This is a genomic window from Flavobacterium sp. CF108 (assembly GCF_900129795.1).
Lineage (GTDB): Bacteria > Bacteroidota > Bacteroidia > Flavobacteriales > Flavobacteriaceae > Flavobacterium.
In genome coordinates this window covers 334068-357661 of the sequence record NZ_FQWW01000004.1, presented here as the reverse complement: position 1 = coordinate 357661, position 23594 = coordinate 334068, and the positions used below count along the sequence as shown (strand labels likewise).

Sequence of the window (23594 nt, the reverse complement as noted above, 5' to 3'; positions counted from 1 at the left end):
GTCTGTTTTTATGAATCAAACAAAATCATGCTATTTTTTATGAAAAAAAAATTGATTTTATATTTTAAAAAATTATCTTTGCGCTCTGAAAAAAGAGGTATTTTCGATAAACCTAAATAGCTATTTAATAAATACATAAGTAATGTCAAAAGTAATAGGAAAAGTTGCTCAAATCATTGGACCAGTAGTAGACGTAGTTTTCAACGGTAAAGATGTTGAACTTCCAAAAATTTATGATTCACTAGAAGTCACTAAAAAAGATGGAACTTTATTAGTTCTAGAAGTACAATCTCACATTGGAGAAAACACTGTTCGTACAATCTCTATGGACTCTACAGACGGTTTGTCAAGAGGATATGAGGTAGTTGGAACTGGTAATCCAATCCAAATGCCAATCGGTCCAGACGTATATGGACGTTTATTCAATGTAATTGGAGATGCAATTGATGGTTTAGGAAACTTGCCAAAAACAGGAGAAAACGGTTTGTCTATTCACAGACAAGCTCCTAAATTTGAAGATTTATCAACTTCATCTGAAGTTTTATTCACAGGTATTAAAGTAATCGATTTGATCGAGCCTTACGCAAAAGGAGGTAAAATCGGATTGTTTGGTGGTGCTGGAGTTGGTAAAACAGTATTGATTCAGGAGTTGATCAACAATATCGCAAAAGGTCACGGTGGACTTTCAGTATTCGCAGGAGTAGGAGAAAGAACACGTGAAGGAAATGACTTACTTCGTGAGATGTTAGAGTCAGGAATTATTAAATACGGTGATGATTTCATGCACTCTATGGAAAATGGAGGATGGGATTTATCTAAAGTAGATATGCCGGGAATGAGAGAGTCTAAAGCTACTTTCGTTTTCGGACAAATGAATGAGCCACCTGGAGCTCGTGCTCGTGTAGCACTTTCAGGATTATCTATCGCTGAATATTTTCGTGATGGAGCTGGAACAGATCAAGGTAAAGACGTATTGTTTTTCGTTGATAACATCTTCCGTTTTACACAAGCAGGTTCTGAGGTATCGGCACTTTTAGGACGTATGCCTTCTGCAGTAGGATACCAACCAACTCTAGCGACAGAGATGGGAGCAATGCAAGAGCGTATTACATCTACAAACAAAGGATCTATTACATCTGTACAAGCGGTTTACGTTCCTGCGGATGACTTAACTGACCCAGCGCCGGCTACAACTTTCGCCCACTTAGATGCAACAACAGTATTGTCTCGTAAAATTGCTGAGTTAGGTATTTATCCAGCGGTTGACCCGTTAGATTCTACTTCAAGAATTTTAACTCCTCAAATTTTAGGAAACGAGCACTATGACTGCGCACAAAGAGTTAAAGAAATTCTTCAAAAATACAAACAACTTCAAGATATCATCGCGATCTTAGGTATGGAAGAGTTATCTGAAGAAGATAAACTTTCTGTATCAAGAGCTCGTCGTGTACAACGTTTCTTGTCTCAGCCGTTCCACGTAGCAGAACAATTTACAGGTATTCCTGGAGTTTTAGTTGACATTAAAGATACTATCAAAGGTTTCAACATGATTATTGATGGTGAATTAGATCATCTTCCAGAAGCAGCTTTCAACTTAAAAGGTTCTATTCAGGATGCTATTGAGGCTGGAGAAAAAATGTTAGCAGAAGCATAATCAAGCATAGCTTGATAAACATCAAAAAATAAAAATTCCAAATTCCAAAATTGGGATTTGGAATTTTATAATTTGGAATTTAAAAAAAAGTTATGATTTTAGAAATAGTATCACCAGAAGCAAAATTATTTTCAGGAGAAGTAACTTCGGTTACACTTCCGGGAGTTGATGGAAGCTTTCAGATTTTAAATAATCACGCTCCTATTGTTTCTATTCTAGAAAAAGGAACTATTAAAATTGCAGCAGCAAGCTTTGATTTTTCTAAAGAGGCAGCAAATAAATTTACGAAAGTTAATGACCAAACCTATACATTAGATATTACGTCAGGAACAATTGAAATGAAAGATAACAAGATAATTGTTTTAGTAGACTAACAACAATTTCGAAATAACCTTAAAAGCCATTCACATATGAGTGGCTTTTTTTATGCAATGCTTCAAAAATATTTTTTACTTTTGAAGTATTAAAATCTCTTTATAAAATATTGATTCTATTATAAAAGTTCAGTAAGCTTTTATGTTTTCGTTTTATCGGCCTGATAAAGCGCAAATTATTTATGTCAAATTTTAGAAAGAATACACTATGAAAAATATATCAAAAGTCGCTGTTCTGGGCGGCGGCGGAAGAACTGGAAAATATCTTGTAAATCAGTTATTAAAAGAAGGATTTAATTTAAAACTTTTATTAAGAAATCCTGAAAATTTCGAAATTCAAAATCCTAAAATTGAAATCATTCAGGGTAACGCGCTTGATTTAGAATCCATAAAATTATTGTTTAAAGATTGTCAGGCAGTAGTAAGTACAATTGGTCAAAGAAAAGACGAACCTTTGGTTGCAAGTGCAGTAACCAAGAATGTTTTAAAAGCAATGAATGAATATGGAATTGAACGTTATGTTCTTCTTGCGGGTCTTAATATCGATACGCCATTCGATAAAAAAAGTCCAAAAATTATTATGGCAACAGATTGGATGAAAACCAATTTTCCAGTAATTCAGGAAGATCGTCAAAAAGCCTACAATCTTTTAGTCGAAAGCAACATAAATTGGACGCAGGTTCGTGTTCCTTTTATTGAATTCACAGATAATAGTTCTGATATAGCAGTAAATCTCGAAGATTGTTTGGGAGACAAAATCAGTGCGTTTGATATTGCCAAATTTATGTCTAAAGAAATGATCGAATCAGATTATAGCAGGCAATCACCTTTTATAAGTGCCATTTAGAATACACTAAAGAACAGCGGGAAATATCAAAACCCGCTGTTTGTTTATATCAAGTTTCAATTTCATAACTTTGTTTTTATGAAATTACCTGAAAACCTTAATCAGAAACTTGAAAACCGAAAACAGAATAACTCGCTTCGGAAACTTCCTGTGTTTAATAATCTGGTTGATTTTTCTTCGAACGATTATATTGGATTTTCAAAATCCGAATCAATTTTTAAACATACGCATGCTTATCTGCACGAAAATGAAATTTTTCAAAACGGAGCGACAGGTTCCAGACTAATTTCAGGAAATCATTCTTTATATCAAATTGCAGAGAATTTTATTGCCCAATTTCATGAAGCAGAAGCCGTTTTAATTTTTAATTCAGGTTACGATGCCAATTTGGGTTTTTTTAGCGCTGTACCGCAAAGAAATGATGTTATTTTGTATGATGAGTTAAGTCATGCTTCCATTCGGGATGGAATTGTAATGTCAAACGCAAAATCATATAAATTCAACCATAATGATTTTGAAGATTTAGAACGTTTGATTCTGAAATTCCCAGACATAAATATTTATATAGTTACCGAAACTGTTTTTTCTATGGATGGCGACAGTCCGAATTTAGAAGAATTAGTACAACTTTCTGAAAAATACAATTGTTATTTAATAGTTGATGAAGCTCATACTTTGGGTGTTTTTGGAGATAAAGGGGAAGGTCTTCTTCAATATTTGGAATTGCACAACAGAATTTTTGCCCGAATCATGACTTTCGGAAAAGGTTTAGGCTGTCATGGCGCGGTTGTACTTGGAAGCCCGGAACTTAAAGAATATCTAATCAACTTTGCCCGAAGTTTTATTTATACCACAGGATTATCTCCACATTCTGTCGCTACAATTTTAACAGCATATCAACAGCTGGAAATTGAAAAAGAAGCAATCGAAAAGCTACGTCAAAATATTGTTTTCTTCAATCAGCAAAAAAACTTGTTGGGTCTAAAACCAATGTTTGTTCGTAGCAAATCAGCAATTCAGTCTGCCATTGTTCAGGGAAACGAAAGCGTAAAGAAATTAGCCCAGCAATTACAAGACAAAGGTTTTGACGTAAAACCAATTCTTTCTCCAACAGTTCCTGAAGGTCAGGAACGTTTGCGTTTTTGCATTCATAGTTATAATTCTGAAGACGAAATTAGTTCCGTATTAGAACTTTTGCGAGATTTTATTTTTTAAGATGTAGTTGTCAGGCTGAGCGAAGTCGAAGCCCATTTTAGTTAGCGAGCCCTTCGACTTCGCTCAGGGTGACATTTGGTTAATGAAATCCTACATTTTATCAGTGGGCTAAATAAATTTTAATTTTTTTGTAACGTTTTGACTATTCCTATACTTACGAGTTGTAATTACAAAATGAGTTTTAGTCATTAACCTAACCAATCTTCAAAATGAAAAAAGTATTCCATTTATTTATAGCATTTATATTAGTTGTTTTTAGCATAAAATCACAAGCTCAAACCAAATCTCCTAAATTAGAAAATTCTCTTTTATGGGAAGTTTCGGGAAACGGGCTTTCTAAACCTTCTTATTTATACGGAACGATTCACATGATTTGTTCATCAGATTATTTTCTAACTGAAAAAACGAAAAAAGCTTTTGAATCTTCAGAAAAATTAATACTTGAAATCAATTTTTCTGACCCAAAAGAAATGTCAGAAATGCAGCAATTAGCAATGGGAAAAGAACCTTTAAGCAAAAAACTGAACCCGGAACAGCTGACAAAATTAGATGCAATTCTCAAGAAAACTACAGGAATGACCGTGCAGCAAGTTGACAGCTTTAGTTTGCTGACTGTAATGAGTTTGATTTCGATGAAAAGTTTTAGCTGTGCCGATTTAAAATTTTACGAAATGGAATTTATTGAGCAGGCTAAAAAAAGAATTATTGAAATTGGCGGTCTTGAAACTGTAAAAGAACAATTCGGGATGTTTGATAAAGCGTATTCAACTGATGAAATGATTTCGATGTTAGAAGAATCAACTCCTGAAGAATCGGCTAAATTAGTTTCTGCCTATAAAACGGAAAATATTGATTTAATGTATGATTTTACAACGGATAAAAAATATACCAGCGAAAAGACCAAGAAGATTATTCTTGACGAAAGAAATTTAAATTGGGTAAAAAATATGCCTGAACTAATGAAAAAGCAAAGTATCTTTTTTGCCGTTGGATCAGGGCATTTATCAGGAGAATTTGGAGTTATTAATTTATTAAGAAAAGCAGGTTATAAAGTAAAACCGATCCTGAATTAATAGATTTTGAAAGAAAGGGAACAAGAATTTTTAAATCGGATTGAGAGTCATAAAGGAATTTTGTACAAAGTTTCTAAAATGTACATGGATACGCACGATGATCAGCAGGATTTATTTCAGGAAATTATTTGTCAGCTCTGGAAGTCGTATGATTCTTTTAGAAACGAAAGTCAGTTTTCAACCTGGATGTATAGGGTTGCTGTAAATACGGCAATTGTTTTCTTGAAGAAAGAAAAGCGGAAAGTCGATAAATATGAAATCGCTTCAGAAAATATTAAGGAAGACGAAGATGATTTGTATATAAAAGAAAGTCAGATTGATCATTTTTATAAAGCAGTTCAAAAACTCGAAAAAATAGACAAAGCGATTATTTTTTATCAGCTGGAAGGTTTTTCTCATAAGGAAATTGGAGAAAATCTCGGAATCTCTGAAGGAAATGCTAGAGTAAAACTGAACAGGGCAAAAGAAAAATTAAAAGAAATAATTAAAAACCAAGGATATGGATTTTGATGAAATACAAAACGCATGGAATAACGATAAACCAAAAAACATCGTTCTTCCCCATAATTTAGAGAAAATACAATCGGCAAATACACCTTTGGATAAAATTAAAAAAAACCTGAAAACAGAATTTTATTATCAAATCCTGTCCATAGTTTTCATAGGCACAGTTCCTTTGATTGGTAATCTGCCACCAAAATGGACTTTTTTTTATTATTTACTTTTTAGCCTTTTTGTAGCCGTTTGTGTTTATTATCTAATAAAGCTCTATTTCTTTTATAAAAGATTAAATAATACCACTTTAACAACAAAAGACAGTTTATATGAAACTTATTTTGACATACGACTGAATATGGAATTGTACAAAACATTTGGTTTTGCCTTAACGCCATTTTTGGTTTTATATCTTTTAGGACTTTATTATTACTCATTTTCAAAAATACCGGGATTTTTTGATCCCGAATTTTCAAATGGACAATTAGTTGGATTCTTTTTGGTTGTTGTTTTTGGAGTACTTTTTATGGGAATTTCTTTAGAATGGTGGGTTCAGAAATTTTATGGGAAATTCGCCAGTGAAATAAGAAAAGTAATTGACGAGCTAAAAGAAGAATAATAAACAGAACCCATCGTAATGATGGGTTTATTTTTATTGGTATTTTTGAGGAAATTATTGCACAGAGATTCACAAAGAAAAACGCAAAATAGCGCAAAGTATAAAATAACTTTGTGAATCTTGGTGATTCTTTGTGTATTTCTGCGAAACAACAAACCTATGAAAATATTTGTAACAGGAATTTCGACAGATGTGGGTAAAACAATCGCGTCTTCGATTATTGTCGAAGCTTTAGAAGCTGATTATTGGAAACCCATTCAAGCTGGAGATTTAGACAATTCCGACAGTGATAAAATTCAATCCCGGATTTCTAATAAAAAAACTCAAATTTTTGAGAATAGTTATAAACTGAAGACACCTGCAAGTCCACATTTGGCGGCAGAAATTGATGGAATAAAAATCGAATTAAATCAAATTCAGGAACCGAAAACAAAGAACAATTTAGTTATTGAAGGAGCTGGCGGAATTTTTGTTCCGTTAAATGATAAAGAAACAATCATCGATTTAATACAACCAGATTATAAAATTGTTGTTGTTTCAAGACATTATCTGGGAAGTATCAATCATACTTTATTAACGATTGAAGCAATTCAGAATAGGGGATTTAAAGTTGTCGGAATTATCTTCAGCGGAAGCGAAAACAAATCAACGGAAAGTTTAATTTTGAATAAAACTGGTGTAAATTGCATAGGAAGAATTGACGAAGAGCCCTATTTTGATCAAAATGTAATTAAAGAATACGCCGATTTATTTAGAGATAATTTGCTTAATTTATAGCGTAAAGATTATAGAATAAAGAAAATAGACTTTCCTATCTTTGCTTAAACAATTGAGTTTAGTCTTTTTTCTATTCTCTTTCTTCTATTTTCTTAAAAAATGAGCTTAACAGAAAAAGACCGCCAATACCTTTGGCATCCTTATACACAGCATAAAACTTCACAAACGCCAATTGCAATTACAAAAGCAGAAGGCGCATTACTTTGGGATGAAAATAATAAAGAATACATCGATGCAATTGCTTCCTGGTGGGTAAACCCGTTTGGGCATAGTAATAAATTTATTGCCGATGCTATTTACAAACAATTGACGACTTTAGAACACGTTTTGTTTGGCGGTTTTACACACGAACCGGCAGTAAAAGTTGCTGAAAAATTAATGGAAATTTTACCAAAAAACCAGCAGAAGATTTTCTTTTCAGATAATGGTTCTACGGCAGTTGAAGTAGCAATAAAAGTTGCTCTCCAATATTTTTTTAATAAAAATGAAAAGCGAACAACGATTATTGCTTTTGAAAATGCTTTTCACGGAGATACTTTTGCGGCAATGGCGGCAAGCGGAATTTCGTTTTATACACAAGCTTTTCAAGGGATGTTTATAGACGTAGTTCGAATTCCGGTTCCAACAAAAGGGCAGGAGCAGGTAAGTTTTGATGCTTTAGAAAATGCAATTAAAAAACATAATTGTGCCGGATTTATTTTCGAACCTTTGGTACAGGGCGCAGCAGGAATGGTGATGTATGAACCTGAAGCGTTAGAAAAACTGATTCAGATTTGTACAGCAAATAAAGTCCTGACCATTGCCGATGAAGTGATGACAGGTTTTGGCAAAACCGGAAAAACTTTTGCAATGGATTATGTTTCAGAAGAACCGGATATGATTTGTCTTTCGAAAGCCTTAACCGGAGGAACAATCCCAATGGCGATTACGACCTTTACTCAGGATATTTTTGATGCATTTTATGATGATGATATCAACAAAGCATTATTTCATGGCCATACATTTACAGCAAATCCAACGGGTTGTGCAGCAGCTTTAGCAAGTATGGATTTATTGCAGACAACAGAAATGCAGCAAAATATTGAAAGAATAAATGCAAGTCATTTAAATTTTCAAAGGAAAATCGAGAACCATCCGAAAGTAATTACCGCCAGAACATTGGGAGTTATTTTTGCTGTTGAAATAAAATCAGATTCAGAAGAAAGCTATTATGGATCAATGCGGACAAAATTGTATAATTTCTTTATTGATAATGGAGTCGTTTTACGCCCCGTTGGAAACATCGTTTATATTTTGCCACCGTATATAATGACAGATGAGCAGCTTCATAAAGTATATACTACAATCGAAGAAGCCATTGAAATGGTATAATTTTGCCCACAGATTTTAACGGATAAAACGGATTTACGCGGATTAATTATTTACTCTGTGCAAATCTGTTTAACCCGCGTAATCAGTGTGCCATTTTTTTTACAGACCTTTGTGATAAATAAACTATTGTGAATACACCAAAAATTGCCATAACCGCTTTCTCATCTATTTCTCCGTTAGGGAATAATGCTGATCAAGTTTGGGAAAAATATCTCGATAATAACCATGGTTTTACGAAACAGTTTTTGGATCAGCAGGAAACTTCTGTTGCTGCTCTGGACACTGAATCGAAACAGATTGTGGCTGAAATTCGCGAATCGGATATTAAGTATAAATTTCTAGATGATTCTGTTTTATTTGCTTTAGCAGCTTCGCGAAAAGCAATTGAAAATGCAGGCTGGAATTCAAATGATATTTTCGGAATTAATATTGGTTCTTCAAGAGGCGCTACACATTTATTCGAAAAACATTATAAGGAATATCTTGAAACTGGAAAAGCTCAAACCTTAGCTTCACCAACAACAACTTTGGGGAATATTTCGTCCTGGATTGCACATGATTTGCAAAGTGCGGGGCCTGAAATTTCGCATTCCATTACCTGCTCAACGGCGCTTCATGCACTTTTAAATGGAGTTGCATGGTTAAAATCTGGAATGGCTGATAAGTTTTTGGTTGGAGGAAGTGAAGCTCCTTTAACTGATTTTACAATTGGACAAATGCGGGCTTTGAAAATTTATTCACGAATGGATCAGGATATTGATTTGTGGCCAAATTTGGCTTTTGATTTCAAGAAAACACAAAACACCATGATTTTGGGTGAAGGCGCAGCAGTTTGTTGTTTAGAAGCAGGAGAAAAAGAAAATGCAATAGCGTATGTTATAGGTGTTGGTTATGCGACTGAAATTTTGGAACACAATATTTCAATTTCTGCAGAAGCGGACTGTTTTCAAAAATCTATGAAAATGGCTTTAAAAGATATTGATTTAGAAAGTGTTGATGCGATTGTAATGCATGCTCCCGGAACGATAAAAGGCGATTTGACAGAATTACGAGCGATTGAAAAAGTTTTTGGGTTTAATTTACCTTTATTAACCACTAATAAATGGAAAATCGGACATACTTTTGGAGCATCTGGAATGTTGAGTTTAGAATTGGCACTTTTGATGTTGCAAAATAATACTTTTATAGAAACACCTTTTTCAGAATCAAAAAAACAAGATAAATCAATTAAAAGAGTTTTAGTTAATGCAGTAGGTTTTGGCGGAAACGCTGTGAGTATTTTAATCGAAAAAGCATAAGTATATATCTTATTTAAAACAAAAAATCCATTCCGTTTTGCGGAATGGATTTTTTATTAGAAGAAGTTTTTATTATTTAAAGATAATCTTTCTTGTTACTTCGGCTTTGTTTTCAAGAGTTACTTTTACCAGTAAAACCTGCTCTGCAGCCTGCAGATTTAAGATTGAAAATTCTGTCGTTCCAACTTTCTTTTTATTGTATAAAAGTTTCCCTGTAATATCAAAAACAGCAACTTCTTTAATGTTCTCTTTTGAAGAAGTTACTTTGATTACTTTGTCTTTTACAGAAACTAAAAGCCCGTCTTTTACATTTTCAAAATCACCAGTTCCTAATGTTTTATTTGTATAACGAAGCGTGAAACGATCTGTAAAAGTTCCTATTGCGGTAGTAAATTTATAGTTACCAGCTTTAAGGTCATGCACTTTACTAGTTACTTTATCTTCCAGATAAACTGCCTGATTGTTCAATAATCCATCAGTATGGTCAATTGCGATTGTAAATTCTCCTGCAACAGCAGTTTTGTACCCAAGCGGAACTAAATCCGTATCTTCAAAAGGAAGTTCACGTCCCTGAATCGTTAATTTTTTAGCATCACTGATACTGTAGAAATCTATATAAGTATTTCCGTTAAGAGTGGCTGCATCATAATTTTGATCCCAGCTGTTTGTTGCGCCGTCTATATATCCAATTAAGGCTTGTTTAAAAGCGCCTTCAGCATTAGAAAAGTTCAGCCACAAACGGTTTGTTTCACCGGCTGTTTGTGAAGTTTTAAAGAACTGGGTGTTATCTCCGGGAATTCTCATGCTGTTTGTAAAGACGATATTACTTCCTGTGCTGGCTTTAAAGAAAAATGCCTGTCCTGCAGCAATGCTTCCTGTTGGAGCAGCTGCACCGCTTGTTGTTACAGTACTTCCGGTTAAAGTATAAACAGCATAATCTGCCGCTGTGTAATTGTATTTTGCATCTCCAATTACACTTCCGTTTGGAGGTGAATTGTGTGTCCAGAAATATAAAGCTCCGGTTCCTGTGTCATTTATCAATTTATTGGCATTGATAGCTGATGGATACGGATTTCCTATTAAATTCCATTTTGCTGCAACGGGAGTAAATATGATATCTCCATTATTTGGAACCCCTGTAAAAGCAGCTGGATAAACAGCTGTAGTATTGATGTCAAATTCCTGTGGAGCTCTTACAAGATATCCCTGTCCAGGCGTCATAACTGAAGCTCCATTATAATCTATCACCCATGCAGTTGCAGCTGAATTAAATATTTGGTATTTGTCAGCCAGGGTTGTTGGTGATAAATCATGAAGTGTAAAACCTGGTGTTGCTGTAATAGGTGTAGCCCAATAGGTGTAGTCATAACGACGTACTGGTGCGGTATTTCTTTTATAAGTAATGTTCCCTGAGTTAACTGCATTTGTAATTTGAACCAGACTGGCATTGTTCTCAAAGGTTAAAGAACTTCCGGTATTAACTGTTACTGCATTGGTAATAGTTAGGGTGTTTGTACTTCTTACTATAAAAGAACTATTATTATTTAAATTAAAGGTATGTGCTTTAAATTCAATATTTGTTCCAGTAATTTCCGGCTTGTTTGTGATAGAAGTTAGATCTGGAATCACTACACAGTCATCAACAGTAGGAACGCCGCTTGGGGTCCAGTTTCCGGCTGCGTTCCAATTTGTGCTTACACTCCCGTTCCATGTTTTACCTGCATAAGCATTTACAGAAACAACTGTAATTGGAGATTCACATCCTGAACTGTTTTTAGTAGTAACATTATATGATGATCCTGTTGCTACTCCTGTAAATATACCAGTAGTATTAGTATAAGTTGTACCGTCAATACTATAAGTAATTCCTGCTGCTGGTGCCGGGCTTGAAACTGTAATAGTTGCCGTAGGCACAGCACATGTTGGCTGAGTTGTTACAGATGCAGTTGGAGTCGTTGGTTTTACGTTAACAGTTAAATTTATAACAGCTGTCGCATTTCCACAAGTATTGCTGGCTGTTACTGTGTAATTTGCAGCCACTGCTGAAACTGTCGGTGTACCTGTTATTGCTCCAGTAGATGTACTAATTGATAGTCCCGCTGGTAAAGCTGGAGATATAGCAAAGGCAGCCGCTGGGGTACCAGTTGTTCCTAAGGTTGCACTATTAGCTGAAATAGGTGTTCCAATACAGTACGATTGAGTAGAAAAAGTGTAACTCAATGTTGCCGGTGCTTGATTTATTGTTATTACTGCATTACCAGTCATATTTGAACTACAAGTAGTGGTAGGGTTTGTAGCAACAACTGTATATGTACCCGCTACTGTTTTAAGGCCAAAATTAATTGGTGATCCTGTTGTTCCTGCAATAGCAGTTCCAGAATTGACACCGCCTATTTGCAACTGGTAGTTAACCCCCGTAGTAGAATTAGCCAAACCGACCAAAACTCCTGTGCCGCCAGAACAATATGATCCTCCCCCGGTAACAGCGTAAGCTGTTGGAGCAGCAATTACATTAACATATATAGTAGACGCACCGCTTGAACAACCGCCTGATGTGGTTGCAACAACTGTTGCTTCCTGAATCCCTGAACCAGTAAATGTTATCGTAGGGTTTTTAATATTAGTTGAAGAAAACACCGCTCCTGGAGATGTTGTTGTCCATGCATAAGTTACACCTGAAGCAGTAACGTTATCCACATCCAATTGAACAGGTACACCTGCGCAAGAGGTTAAGGTTTTAAAAACACCTTTAGGAACTGTTGTCGCAACTGGAGCCACTTGAGAAGTTGGAAGTAAAACTATATCATCAATAATAGTCCCAAGGGTCGATGATCCAGATAAGGAGTTATAAAATTCAATCCCTATTAAAGAACTCGTTGGTGTAAAGGTAAAAGTACCTGTTGTAGGAGTACTACTAGTAGCAAACAAAGTTGATGATGAAATAGGAACCGTACCACCGGTAATTTTAATATCTAAATTAGTTGTTGCAGGTGTACCAGCGGTTGGTCTTCGAGCATAAAGAAAACTTACTGTATAAGAAACACCGGGCACAACTGATATATTATTTTGTCTCAGCGATGCCTCTGCATCTAATTCTGCGGTAAAACCAATAGTATTACCAGTAGCAAAATAAGTATTCTCAAGCTGAGTTTCGACATAACTTCCCTTTGTTGTGGCAAATGTCCAATTTGCTGCCAAATTATTTCCTGCTGCACTATTAGTAAAATCACCATTACTAATTAAATTACTCACACAATTCGCAATAACAACCTGATCAGTAGATGTACCGCAACCATTACTTATTGTCCAATTTAATACATACGTCCCCGCAATTGCTCGATTAAATGTGGTTGTTGGATCTGTAAGGCTAACAAATTGACTTGTGGATGTACTTGGACCACTTGCTATTGACCAAGTTCCTGTACCAACAATTGGAGTATTGGCAGCCAATATAAAAGAAGAACTACTAGTTCCTGTTTGGTCTACTCCTGCATTTGATGTTGTTGGAGAAGCAGTTGCTACAGTAAAATTAGATGCACTTGTAGCTGTCCCATTTGTATTGGTAACAGTTACCGGACCTGTAGTACCAGTTCCAATTACAGCGATTATTTGAGTTCCCGTATTAGAAGTTATAGATGAAACTGCAGTACCTCCAATTTTCACGTTTGAAGCAGTTGCTCCAAATAAATTTGTTCCGTTTATCGTTATGTTACCACCTGCACAACCGCTTGTAGAACCTAAACTTGTAATTGTTGGAGGAGTTGATCTTGGTAAACTCATAGCCGACAAAGCAAAACGAAAATCATCCCCATTGGGAGTAATTGAGGATGTTGTAGCTAGCTCTCCTGTTATATTTGAACCAGGTATATTACGGTTTGACACTTGATTTTTCCAAGCAATATTACCGCCACTAGTAGAGGTTCCGGTATTAAAACCGCCACTATTCCAGTTAGCATTAACTGTATAAACGGGTATTGTCGTGCTATTATCATTATATATACTTGATATATAAACTGCTTGTTCGTTAGTATTCACAGCCATTCCAGCACTTAATTGTGCAGCGGCATTCGATCCTGAATTATTAAAACCATTTCCTGATGTATAAGACGCCGGTACCTGATCAACTCCTGCATACACACTATACCAAACCGTCATATTTGCCAATGTTGCACTAGTTACTGCTCCACCAGTTATATTAAGCGCACGAGAAGTAGCATTCATAACTGCATTGTCTTTTAGGTAATACAACCAAGTATGCATACGTCCAGTTGTGCCTCCATTACCCGCAGCCTTAGTTAAGGTAACACCACCATATGAAATAGTTGTCGGATCAACTTGAGTTCCAGAACCTGAACCAGTAAATGTTGTTGCAATGGCTACAACCAGAATACGATTAGAACCTGCAGCAATAGCAAAACTTGTACCTGTACCCGTTAATGATGTTTGATCATATGCCTTGGTCCAAGCTGTTGGCTGAGTTATTTGCCCAGAAACTGAATTTATAAAAATAGAAAATAATAGAATAAAAAGATATTTTATTCTCCCGTCCAAGACCGTTTTAGATCCCGTCAATTTATTTAACATCCAAACTTGAGAATCGTTATCAATTGAAGAAATAGGACTAAAAGGCCTTCCTTTAGAAGAATTAGAAAAATTTAAAAATAAAGAACGAACGAACAAAAGTAGTTTTCGAATCATAGTAGGCGTGGTATTAAATTTGTTTTGGCGTTAAATTCAAATAAAAAATTTCAAATTTCGTTATGAACGAAAGACTTAATTTTGAACTTAAATTCTTATTGATAACTGTTTAAAAAACAGGGCAGTTTAACAAACAGAATTTGTGGACAAAATTATTATAATTCTCCACATAAACAAGATTTTACAAAAAGAGTTTTGAGAAATAGTTAAAAAACATGTAAGAATTTAACGAATAAATGATTATTTTTGGCATTTATAGTTAAAAAGAAAGAAAATACTCATGAACCAAATTTATACACCAAAAGAAGCTTTACAGAAATTAGAACGCTTTTGTGGCTATCAAGAGCGCTGTCATGACGAAGTTGTTTTTAAACTTTACAGCTTAAAAATGACTTCTGATGAGATTGATTCTATTGTTGTTCAGTTAATTGAGAATAACTTTTTGAATGAAACACGTTTTGCCTGCAGTTTCGCAAGAGGCAAACACAGAATCAAAAATTGGGGAAAAATTAGGATTGCAAATGAACTTAAACTGCGAAATATTTCTTCAACAAATATAAATCTCGCCCTCAAGGAAATTTCTGCAGAGGAATATGCAGAAAGTTTTGAAAATTTGTCTGAAAGATCATGGAATAATATTCAAGAAAAAAACATTTTAAAAAAGCGAAAAAAATTTTGTGATTATATGCTTCGTAAAGGTTATGAAAGTAATCTCGTTTATGAAAAAGTTAAAGAATTAGAGCAAGAATAAATCATTCAAAATTGTATTTGAAACAATGAATTTTACTTCTATTTAATTAGCAAATTGTCATCTGGAAATATCTTAAATTCCTTACGGAATAAAAAACAACCTATAGTTGTAAAATATTGCTTTTCTGAGGATTTTTTACAAAACAAGACGTTTTTTCGAATATTATTTCAAAAAGGCACGCTTAAAACATCTAATATTAAAGATTTTTCTTATTTTTAACAAGTCCATTTTATAAGAAATTCCATAAAATCATCATTTTTACTATGCATTTCATCGATTATTCCATCGGTTTATCGATTATATGCCTATTCTAAAAACCGTCATAAAATCAAACGCGTAGATGTATATATCTTTGAGTAGGTGTAATGTATTATGCCAGCATAACAATCTGATAGAAAACATTTAACATGATGAAAACTCTACTTTTATTTTTGTTTTTACCTTTTTTTGGCATTGCACAAACCGTTGATTTAGCTTCTTGGGCTTTAACATCAGATGGCAATATTACAACCAAACAAAGTTATGTTCAGTCTGGTACTTTTACATCAGATCAAAACCCTATAGCGTACGGAAGTACGGGAGCATTAGTTACTGGCTGGAACAATCCTGATTTTGAACATTATAGATATATTGAGGTTTCAATTACACCTACAACAAACAATGTTATCTGGATTTCAAATTTAGTTTTTCAACAAGCCAGTATTCCAAACGGAGGTACACCCGGTCCATCTACTTATATTGCAAAATATTATGTTTCTCAAAACGGAACCGTTCCCGGTACTTATGACTTTTATAATGATGCCAGTAATTTAGTTACAGAAGAATCAATTTCAGGAAATCCTTCAAAGAGCATTAAGATCAACGAATCTTTAAATTCAAATCAAAAATTAATTATTCGCCTTTACACAAAAGGAACAGATTATAATAATATTAAATGGCAGATTTTAGCCAATACATTAAAGTTTACAGGTAAATTAATGGGACCTTTAGCTGGAACTTATACAATTGGAAGTGGTGCAGCAGCTGATTTCAGCACTCTTACATCTGCTATAAATACACTTAACAACGTTGGGGTTTCTGCTGCGGTAACATTTTTGTTGGATAATACAACTTATACCAGAGCTACAAACGAAGTTTTTCCATTAAATATAAATCCTTACTTCAACAATACGTTGTATAAAGTTACTTTTAAGCCAAATACTGGTAAGACAGTTTCTATTGAATCTACAAATTTACCAGCATCAACATCGACACCTGCAGTTTTTAAATTAAACGGTGTTGACAATGTTATTTTTGATGGAAGTAATAATGGGACAGCATCTAAAAACCTAACGATTTACAATAACAACCCAATAAATCCAAAGAAAAGCGTTATATGGATTGCGAGCGAAAATGGAACAAACGGAGCATTAAATAACGAAATTAAAAACTTGATTTTAAGACAAAACTATAGAGATGATGATTTGTCTGTTGGTGTATTTGGAGGAGGAACGAGTTCTGTTGGAAGTGATGCAGAGGCTGCTAATTCAAATAATTTAGTTCAAAATGTAACTTTTACAAAAGTTGGTCAAGCTGTTTATGTAGCCGGAAATGCAACAACTCTTTCAACTGGCTGGAAAGTTCAGAATAATATAATTGGAGGAACAACTGTAGCAGATAAACCATTTTTAGGAGTTTATTTAAATAATGCTAAAGATTATGAGATTTCAGGTAATACAATAAATGGAGTTCAAAAAAACACTAACAGTTACAGTCCAATGCATTCCGGTATAATTATATTAGGAACAAGTAACGGTCAGATTTTCAGCAATACCATCAGAGACGTAAGTAGTGGTGTTTCAAACGGTTATTGTGCAGGAATCTATATTGACAAAGGAATAAATACCATTTACAGTAACACGATAGCAACAATCGCAACAACAGCAAATAATGTTGAAACTAGTGGTATTTCTATAAATGGAGGAACGAATACTATTTATGCTAATGCAATTAGTGCTATATCAGCATCTAAAGATGTAAATGGTATAGCTTTAAACGCAGGGACCAGTCATGTTATTTATGGAAATACACTAAGTGCGATTAGTTCTGTTGATGAAAAAGCAAACGGATTGTATATCAACAATAACACTAATACAGTATATAATAACATAATTAGCGATGTCTACTCTAAAAAAGCGTCATCGAGTATTAATTATAACTCAGGTTCCGGAGGTAAAATTTATTACAATACATTGGTAATGAACTCAGTTTCTGCAGTAACAAATTCGGCTTGTTTAACGATTGCAGCCGGAAGTAGTATCGGAATTAAAAATAATATTTTCTATAATTCGCAAACTACAGGAACACAGTATTTAATAAATTCTAGTACAGATCATACAGCAATAACAGAGTTTAATAATAATAATTATTACTTAGCAAGTACAGGTGCCTTATCAAATAAATTATCATCAGGAACTTATACAACCCTTGCAGCCTGGAAAGCGGTTGCCGCAGCAAAAGAGCAAAGTTCTATTATAGTTGAACCAAAATTTATTTCTACTACTGATTTTCACTTAGTTCAAAATACAACTAACTCGGGGATTCATGAAAAAGGAACACCAATAACTGGTTTTACAACAGATATTGACAACGAAACAAGAAGTACAACGGCTCCAGATATGGGAGCTGATGAAATTATTATTTGCGGGCAGGGAGATCAGACAACATTTGGTGTGGATTCTTGGATAGGTTATGTTTATAAATGGACAAATGCTGCTCCAAATCTTGCCTTTAATGCGGCAGCGGCCAGTGCAACAAATGTTTTTATTGGAAACGTAACTGAACCAGCGATTTTTGATCGTAATATTGGAAATAGTACAGTAAGAGGAGTTGTAACAAACATATGCGGAACTGCTCCTGCAGATAACTATTTTGTTCGTTACAAAATGAGAACAACAACTGCAGCTGGAACTTATAATATTTCAATTGGAAGTGATGATGGAGTAAGATTATATATTGATGGTAATTTAGTTTTAAGCAGATGGAATGATCATAGCTTTATTGTAGACGCAGCTTTATATACGTTAACTGCGGGTTCTCACGAATTTATCTTAGAATATTATGAAAATATAGGTTCAGCGCGTACTGCTTTTTCATACGGTTTAATTAAAGGAGATAACGTTAACTTGCCATACGGAGATAATGTTTGGAATGTTTATGGTTTTACAAAAAACAATTTTGATTTGACTCAAACGGCTTATGCAGGAACATATGTTGATTCAAGTTTAAATATTAACACAACAACTTCATGGGCAGCTGATAGATCACCTTCTTCAGCAACTGCATGGCAAGGTGCACCAATTCCAGTGGATAACTTTACAGTAACTTACAAACGCCAAGGTTTTCCTTGTGGAAATTATCAACTTCAGGTTGTAAACTGCGATGATGATATGAGAATTTATGTTGATGAAGTTCTTGAATATACAGCAGGACAAAATATTGGAGCTCCGGTTTTAGTAAAAACAGGTCAAATTTACAGTTTAAATAAAAACTCAAAAATAGAAGTTCAATTAAGAGAAGATGCAGGAGATGCAAAAATGGCTTTAAATCTTATTGCTATACCAACCATTTATGATGGTTCGTCAACCCCTGCAAGCGGTTCAGCAATAACAGTTTCAGCTAATACAATGTTGAATTCAGATCTTGAAGTTTGTTCTTGTACTATTAGTCCGGGTGTTACATTAACAGTCCCAACAAATAGGACTTTAACGGTACAAGAAACTACAATTGTTGGTGCAGGTGGAAAACTTTTGATTAAAAATGGAGGCTCATTATTACAAAAAAGTACAGACGCAAATGCATATCAAGGAGCTGCAAATTCGTTTGAACTGGAAAGAACCACTGCACCTATTCGTCGTTATGATTTTACTTATTGGTCGACTCCGGTAACAACAACTCCGGGAGTAACGTTGCATGATTTATCACCAACAACACTGGCAGATAAATATTACAGCTATAATCCAACTACTGGATGGACAATAAATTATAACGGAACTTTAGTAATGACTCCGGGACAAGGATATATTGTTAGATCTCCACAGGAATATGATATAAACAGCACCGCAGTTTATCAGGCTTCTTTTAAAGGAGTACCAAATAATGGAAATATCACGGTTACACCAACAGCAACTAAATGGAACTTAATTGGAAACCCTTATCCGTCAGCGATAAGTGCTAATCAATTAATAAATGATACAGGAGTTGGTGCTTTGTACTTCTGGACGCATAATTCACCTCCAAACGGAACAGTAGCTGGTGATGCAAAATACAATTATACTGCTGCAGATTATGCTGTATATAGTTTAACAGGAAGCGTTGTAACAACAAGTGGTGCAGCTGCTCCAACAGGAAATATTGCTGCAGGACAGGGATTTTTCTTTAAAGCAACGACAGGTAACAATATTGTATTTACAAACAATATGAGAATTCCGGGCAATAATACTCAATTCTTTAAAACTTCAGCAAAAGCTGCAGTTGAAACAAACCGTATATGGTTGAATTTTACAAATGCAGAAGGTGCTTTTAAACAAGCTTTGATTGGATATATCGACGGAGCAACAAACAGCTGGGATCAAAGTTATGATGCAGCGACACTTAACGGAAACACGTATGCAGATTTTTACAGTATTAATGATGCTAAAAAATTAACGATTCAGGGTCGTGCAGTACCTTTTGAAGATACTGATGTAATTTCTCTTGGATATAAAACAGCAATTGCCGGAGAATTTACTATATCTATAGATCATGTTGACGGTTTATTTGAAGGTCAAAAGGTATATCTTGAAGATAAAGTAACTAATACAATCCAAGATTTAAAAGCAGGTATTTATACTTTTACTAGCGAAATAGGAACATTTACAGATCGTTTCCAATTACGATATACTAATAAAACTTTAGGAACAGGTGATTTTGAAAATGTAAAAGATGGACTTTTGGTTTCTGTAAAAGATAAAGCAATCAAAGCAACTTCTTCTAAAGAAAACATTAAAGAAGTAAACATATATGATATTACAGGGAAGCTTGTATATAGTAAAAACAAAATAGGAGTAACAGAATTATCAATTTCAAATCTGCAGTCTTCTGATCAGGTTTTACTGGTAAAGGTTACTCTTGAAAATGACTTTACAACAACGAGGAAAATTATTTTCAAATAATTTAAAAAAAAATCCGACAGTGAAAACTGCCGGATTTTTACATGTTATAACATTTATGAAATAAAAAAATGAAGCAAAAAATTCGATTTAAAACTTTTTAAGATAAATCATTTATTAACAGCCAAATAAATCAAAAACACAAAGTATATGCCCCAAAAATTATTTTTGTTTACCCGTTCTTTATTTAAAAAAACACTATTTATATTTTTATTGTTTTCTTTAAAAATGTCAGCTCAATTAACTTCAGTTTCAAGAATCTACACCGATTGGAACGGCTATTGGACTTCGAATTCGACTACAGCAGCCGGCAACCGCCCAGACAGAGAAAACAACTTATTAGCATTCTCTTGGAATGGTACTACCTACTCAACTGGAGTTGATAACACGGTACTTAATTCACATTCTGTAACATATAATGCACAAAAATTTAGAGCTTTAAAAATTCAATCTCTTGGTTCAACATCAAGCTCCTATTTTTTGCAAGGTTCTATGATAGACGGATCAGCAAGTACGGCAACTTTGATTCCTGCTTTAGCTGGTACAACTGCTACAGGTGCAGAACTTGCATCAAGATTAACTGATGGAGTAAGTGGCCTGTCAATTGGTACAGGTGTTGCTAATATAAAAGCCGGAACAGCTGAATTTAAAGTTGGTACCAATAACCTGAATCTTTCAGGTGTTGGTGACGGAATTCCTGATTTAATTGTAACTCAGGTTGCAGACCCAGGAGGAACACCGGATACTTTTAAATTTATTGATGCCTCTGGGAATACAGTCGGAACTGAATTATCTATAAAATTTGATGCTGTAACTGCAATCGGTACATATAGTCTTGATTTATTTAAAATGGATGGAACTATTGGATTTACTGCGGCGTCAACAAGAGACATTAGAATGCTTGCAATTGAAACCAGTCAATTTGGAATAACATCTGCAAACGCTGCACAGGTCGATCGTTTTGTGGTGACTTTTTCAGGTAGTTCAGATTGTGCTTTTATTGCTTTTAATACTAATTCATTAAAAATTGCTGAATTAAGTCTTATAAAAACAGCTTCGATGCCGTCATGTGGAAAAGCTGGAGATGTTATTAATTATAATTTTAATGTAAAAAATACAGGAGAAGTTCCCATTACAGATATTCATGTAACCGATCCAATGCCGGGAATCACTATAACAGGAAATCCAATTGCTAGTTTGGCGGCTGGGGCAACTGCTACATTAACCGGAACATATACTATTACTAGTGCTGATGTAATTGCAGGAAGAGTTGTTAATTCTGCAAAAGTTATAGGTACTGATCCATCGTTAAATGTCGTTGAAGACATTTCGGGACATACCTACACAGATAACATCTCAACATCCATAGATTTATTGTCACCCCCAACTATTGGTACAATAAGTGATGTTTCATGCGCTGCTTTAGGAAGTGTTACTTTAAATAATCTGCCTGCAACAGGAACTTGGACTATAGAAAGAAGTCCGGGATCTGCTACACATACCGGTACGGGAACGAGTACAACAATTTCTTCACTCGCCGCCAATACATATACTTTTAGAGTTACTAATAGTATCGGCTGTAAATCACCATCGAGTCTTGGAGCAACAGTTACAGATCACTCTTCCACAACATGGAACGGAACGGCTTGGTCTAATGGAACTCCAACTGCAACAAAAAGAGCTGTTTTTACTGGAGCGTTTACAATTTCAGCAGATTTAAATGCCTGTTCTTGTACAATAAATAATGGAGTTAACTTGACAGTTCCATCAGGAAGAACCTTAACCATTACAAATGCCTTAACCGTTAATACAGGTGGTTCTTTAACTTTTGATAACAATGCCAGTCTGGTTCAAACCACAAATGCAGTTAACTCAGGGAATATTACTTATAAGAGAAATACCGCACCAGTACGTCGTTATGACTATACCTATTGGTCAACACCAGTTACAGCAACACCTGGTTTAACACTTCATGATGTTTCACCTACAACTTTGGCAGATAAATATCAAAGCTTTAATCCATCAACAGGATGGGTAATTAGTTATAACGGAACATTAGTAATGGTTCCGGGACAAGGATATATCATTAGAGCACCACAGGAATTTGACATCAATACTACAGCTGTTTATCCAGCTTCTTTTACAGGAGTTCCAAACAATGGAGATATTACTTTTACGCCAACAGCAGCAAAATGGAATTTAATAGGAAATCCGTATCCATCAGCTATCAATGCCAATAAATTGATAAATGACACAGGAACAGGAGCTTTATATTTCTGGACACACAATTCACCTCCAAACGGAAGTGTAATTGGAGATGCAAAATACAATTACACAGCGGCAGATTATGCTGTTTATACTTTAACCGGAAGTACTGTAACAACAAGCGGTGCAGCTGCTCCAACAGGAAGTATTGCTGCAGGACAGGCATTTTTCTTTAAAGCCAGCACAGGAAGTAATATCGTATTTACAAACGGTATGAGGATTCCCGGTGATAACACCCAGTTCTTTAAAACTTCCCAAACAGCTGGTGAAACAAACCGTTTGTGGCTGAACTTTACAAATGCCGAAGGTGCTTTTAAACAAGCCTTAATTGGTTATATAGACGGAGCAACAAACAGCTGGGATCAAAATTATGATGCAGCTACCCTTAACGGAAATACTTATGTTGATTTCTACAGTATCAGCGATGCTAAAAAATTAACTGTTCAGGGACGTGCAGTGCCTTTTGAAGATACAGATTTAGTTGCTCTTGGGTACAAAACTGCCGTTGCAGGAGAATTTACAATCGCAATTGACCATACTGATGGATTATTGAACAATCAGGCAGTTTATCTTGAAGATAAAAAAGCAGGAGTTATTTACGACTTGAAAGCCGGAAATTACAAGTTTACTACCGCAATAGGAACTTTTACAGATCGTTTTGTATTACGTTATACGAATAAAACTTTAGGAACTGGTGATTTTGAAAATGTAAAAGACGGACTTTTAGTTTCTGTAAAAGACAAAGTAATCAAAGTAACTTCTTCAAAAGAGAACATCAAAGAAGTTTCTGTTTTTGATATTACAGGAAAACTTTTATACAATAAAAAGAAAGTTGGAACGACAGAATTGTCAATCTCAAATCTAGAGGCTGCAGAGCAGGTTTTACTGGTAAAAGTTACCCTTGAAAACAAAGCCGAAGTAACCAGAAAGATTATCTTTAAATAATAAAAACTTCTTCTAATAAAAAA

The 23594-nt window shown here is 34.7% G+C and carries 14 protein-coding genes; 13 read left to right on the top strand and 1 reads right to left on the bottom strand.

Going from position 1 to position 23594, the window contains the following annotated elements; all coding sequences use genetic code 11:
• The first annotated feature begins 142 nt into the window (after positions 1–142).
• From atpD to BUE10_RS13180, 10 genes are all read left to right on the top strand, one after another.
• Positions 143–1654, top strand: coding sequence for a F0F1 ATP synthase subunit beta (gene atpD, locus BUE10_RS13225; protein ID WP_026984148.1), 1512 nt, complete (start codon positions 143–145; stop codon positions 1652–1654).
• A 92-nt stretch (positions 1655–1746) separates the two neighbouring features.
• Complete coding sequence (locus BUE10_RS13220; protein WP_073485770.1) at positions 1747–2028, top strand: F0F1 ATP synthase subunit delta/epsilon; 282 nt, start codon at positions 1747–1749, stop codon at positions 2026–2028.
• A gap of 208 nt (positions 2029–2236) precedes the next feature.
• The gene (locus tag BUE10_RS13215; protein ID WP_073485768.1) at positions 2237–2875 is read left to right on the top strand and encodes an NAD(P)-dependent oxidoreductase; all 639 of its coding nucleotides are present in this window, start codon (positions 2237–2239) and stop codon (positions 2873–2875) included.
• Positions 2876–2953: 78 nt separating this feature from the next.
• Positions 2954–4090 (top strand): aminotransferase class I/II-fold pyridoxal phosphate-dependent enzyme, encoded by a 1137-nt coding sequence (locus tag BUE10_RS13210; protein ID WP_073485766.1) that lies wholly within the window; start codon positions 2954–2956, stop codon positions 4088–4090.
• A gap of 209 nt (positions 4091–4299) precedes the next feature.
• Positions 4300–5163 carry a TraB/GumN family protein gene (locus BUE10_RS13205; RefSeq protein WP_073485764.1) on the top strand — a complete coding sequence of 288 codons (864 nt, stop codon included), beginning with the start codon at positions 4300–4302 and terminating at the stop codon, positions 5161–5163.
• Between the two features lie 78 nt (positions 5164–5241).
• Entirely contained in the window at positions 5242–5673 is a 432-nt protein-coding gene (locus tag BUE10_RS13200; RefSeq protein WP_369826699.1) for an RNA polymerase sigma factor, read from the top strand.
• A complete protein-coding gene (locus BUE10_RS13195; protein WP_073485760.1) occupies positions 5663–6277 on the top strand; it encodes a hypothetical protein in 615 nt (204 codons plus the stop codon). Before BUE10_RS13200 ends, BUE10_RS13195 begins: the two co-directional genes overlap by 11 nt.
• 159 nt (positions 6278–6436) lie before the next feature.
• Positions 6437–7054, top strand: coding sequence for a dethiobiotin synthase (gene bioD, locus BUE10_RS13190; RefSeq protein ID WP_073485758.1), 618 nt, complete (start codon positions 6437–6439; stop codon positions 7052–7054).
• A gap of 99 nt (positions 7055–7153) precedes the next feature.
• A complete protein-coding gene (gene bioA / locus BUE10_RS13185) occupies positions 7154–8425 on the top strand; it encodes an adenosylmethionine--8-amino-7-oxononanoate transaminase (RefSeq protein WP_073485756.1) in 1272 nt (423 codons plus the stop codon).
• Positions 8426–8553: 128 nt separating this feature from the next.
• Positions 8554–9723 carry a beta-ketoacyl synthase N-terminal-like domain-containing protein gene (locus BUE10_RS13180; RefSeq protein ID WP_073485754.1) on the top strand — a complete coding sequence of 390 codons (1170 nt, stop codon included), beginning with the start codon at positions 8554–8556 and terminating at the stop codon, positions 9721–9723.
• Positions 9724–9795: 72 nt separating this feature from the next.
• Here the strand turns inward: BUE10_RS13180 and BUE10_RS13175 are convergent, their stop codons facing one another.
• Entirely contained in the window at positions 9796–14421 is a 4626-nt protein-coding gene (locus BUE10_RS13175; RefSeq protein ID WP_073485752.1) for a T9SS sorting signal type C domain-containing protein, read from the bottom strand.
• Positions 14422–14701: 280 nt separating this feature from the next.
• Here BUE10_RS13175 and BUE10_RS13170 point away from each other — a divergent pair, with 280 nt between their 5' ends.
• The 3 genes from BUE10_RS13170 (at position 14702) to BUE10_RS23650 (ending at position 23571) form a co-directional block, all read left to right on the top strand.
• Positions 14702–15172: a regulatory protein RecX gene (locus BUE10_RS13170; protein WP_073485750.1), complete on the top strand. Its 471-nt coding sequence runs from the start codon at positions 14702–14704 to the stop codon at positions 15170–15172.
• Between the two features lie 407 nt (positions 15173–15579).
• Complete coding sequence (locus BUE10_RS13165) at positions 15580–20364, top strand: T9SS sorting signal type C domain-containing protein (RefSeq protein WP_083598083.1); 4785 nt, start codon at positions 15580–15582, stop codon at positions 20362–20364.
• Positions 20365–20589: 225 nt separating this feature from the next.
• Entirely contained in the window at positions 20590–23571 is a 2982-nt protein-coding gene (locus tag BUE10_RS23650) for a DUF7507 domain-containing protein (protein WP_159439061.1), read from the top strand.
• Positions 23572–23594: the final 23 nt, after the last annotated feature.

Excerpts from the sequence above, each read along its gene's own strand:
- atpD (WP_026984148.1), top strand. The coding sequence starts at position 143 with ATGTCAAAAGTAATAGGAAAAGTTGCTCAAATCATTGGACCAGTAGTA.
- BUE10_RS13220 (WP_073485770.1), top strand. The coding sequence starts at position 1,747 with ATGATTTTAGAAATAGTATCACCAGAAGCAAAATTATTTTCAGGAGAA.
- BUE10_RS13215 (WP_073485768.1), top strand. The coding sequence starts at position 2,237 with ATGAAAAATATATCAAAAGTCGCTGTTCTGGGCGGCGGCGGAAGAACT.
- BUE10_RS13210 (WP_073485766.1), top strand. The coding sequence starts at position 2,954 with ATGAAATTACCTGAAAACCTTAATCAGAAACTTGAAAACCGAAAACAG.
- BUE10_RS13205 (WP_073485764.1), top strand. The coding sequence starts at position 4,300 with ATGAAAAAAGTATTCCATTTATTTATAGCATTTATATTAGTTGTTTTT.
- BUE10_RS13200 (WP_369826699.1), top strand. The coding sequence starts at position 5,242 with ATGTACATGGATACGCACGATGATCAGCAGGATTTATTTCAGGAAATT.
- BUE10_RS13195 (WP_073485760.1), top strand. The coding sequence starts at position 5,663 with ATGGATTTTGATGAAATACAAAACGCATGGAATAACGATAAACCAAAA.
- bioD (WP_073485758.1), top strand. The coding sequence starts at position 6,437 with ATGAAAATATTTGTAACAGGAATTTCGACAGATGTGGGTAAAACAATC.
- bioA (WP_073485756.1), top strand. The coding sequence starts at position 7,154 with ATGAGCTTAACAGAAAAAGACCGCCAATACCTTTGGCATCCTTATACA.
- BUE10_RS13175 (WP_073485752.1), bottom strand. The coding sequence starts at position 14,421 with ATGATTCGAAAACTACTTTTGTTCGTTCGTTCTTTATTTTTAAATTTT.
- BUE10_RS13170 (WP_073485750.1), top strand. The coding sequence starts at position 14,702 with ATGAACCAAATTTATACACCAAAAGAAGCTTTACAGAAATTAGAACGC.
- BUE10_RS13165 (WP_083598083.1), top strand. The coding sequence starts at position 15,580 with ATGATGAAAACTCTACTTTTATTTTTGTTTTTACCTTTTTTTGGCATT.
- BUE10_RS23650 (WP_159439061.1), top strand. The coding sequence starts at position 20,590 with ATGTCAGCTCAATTAACTTCAGTTTCAAGAATCTACACCGATTGGAAC.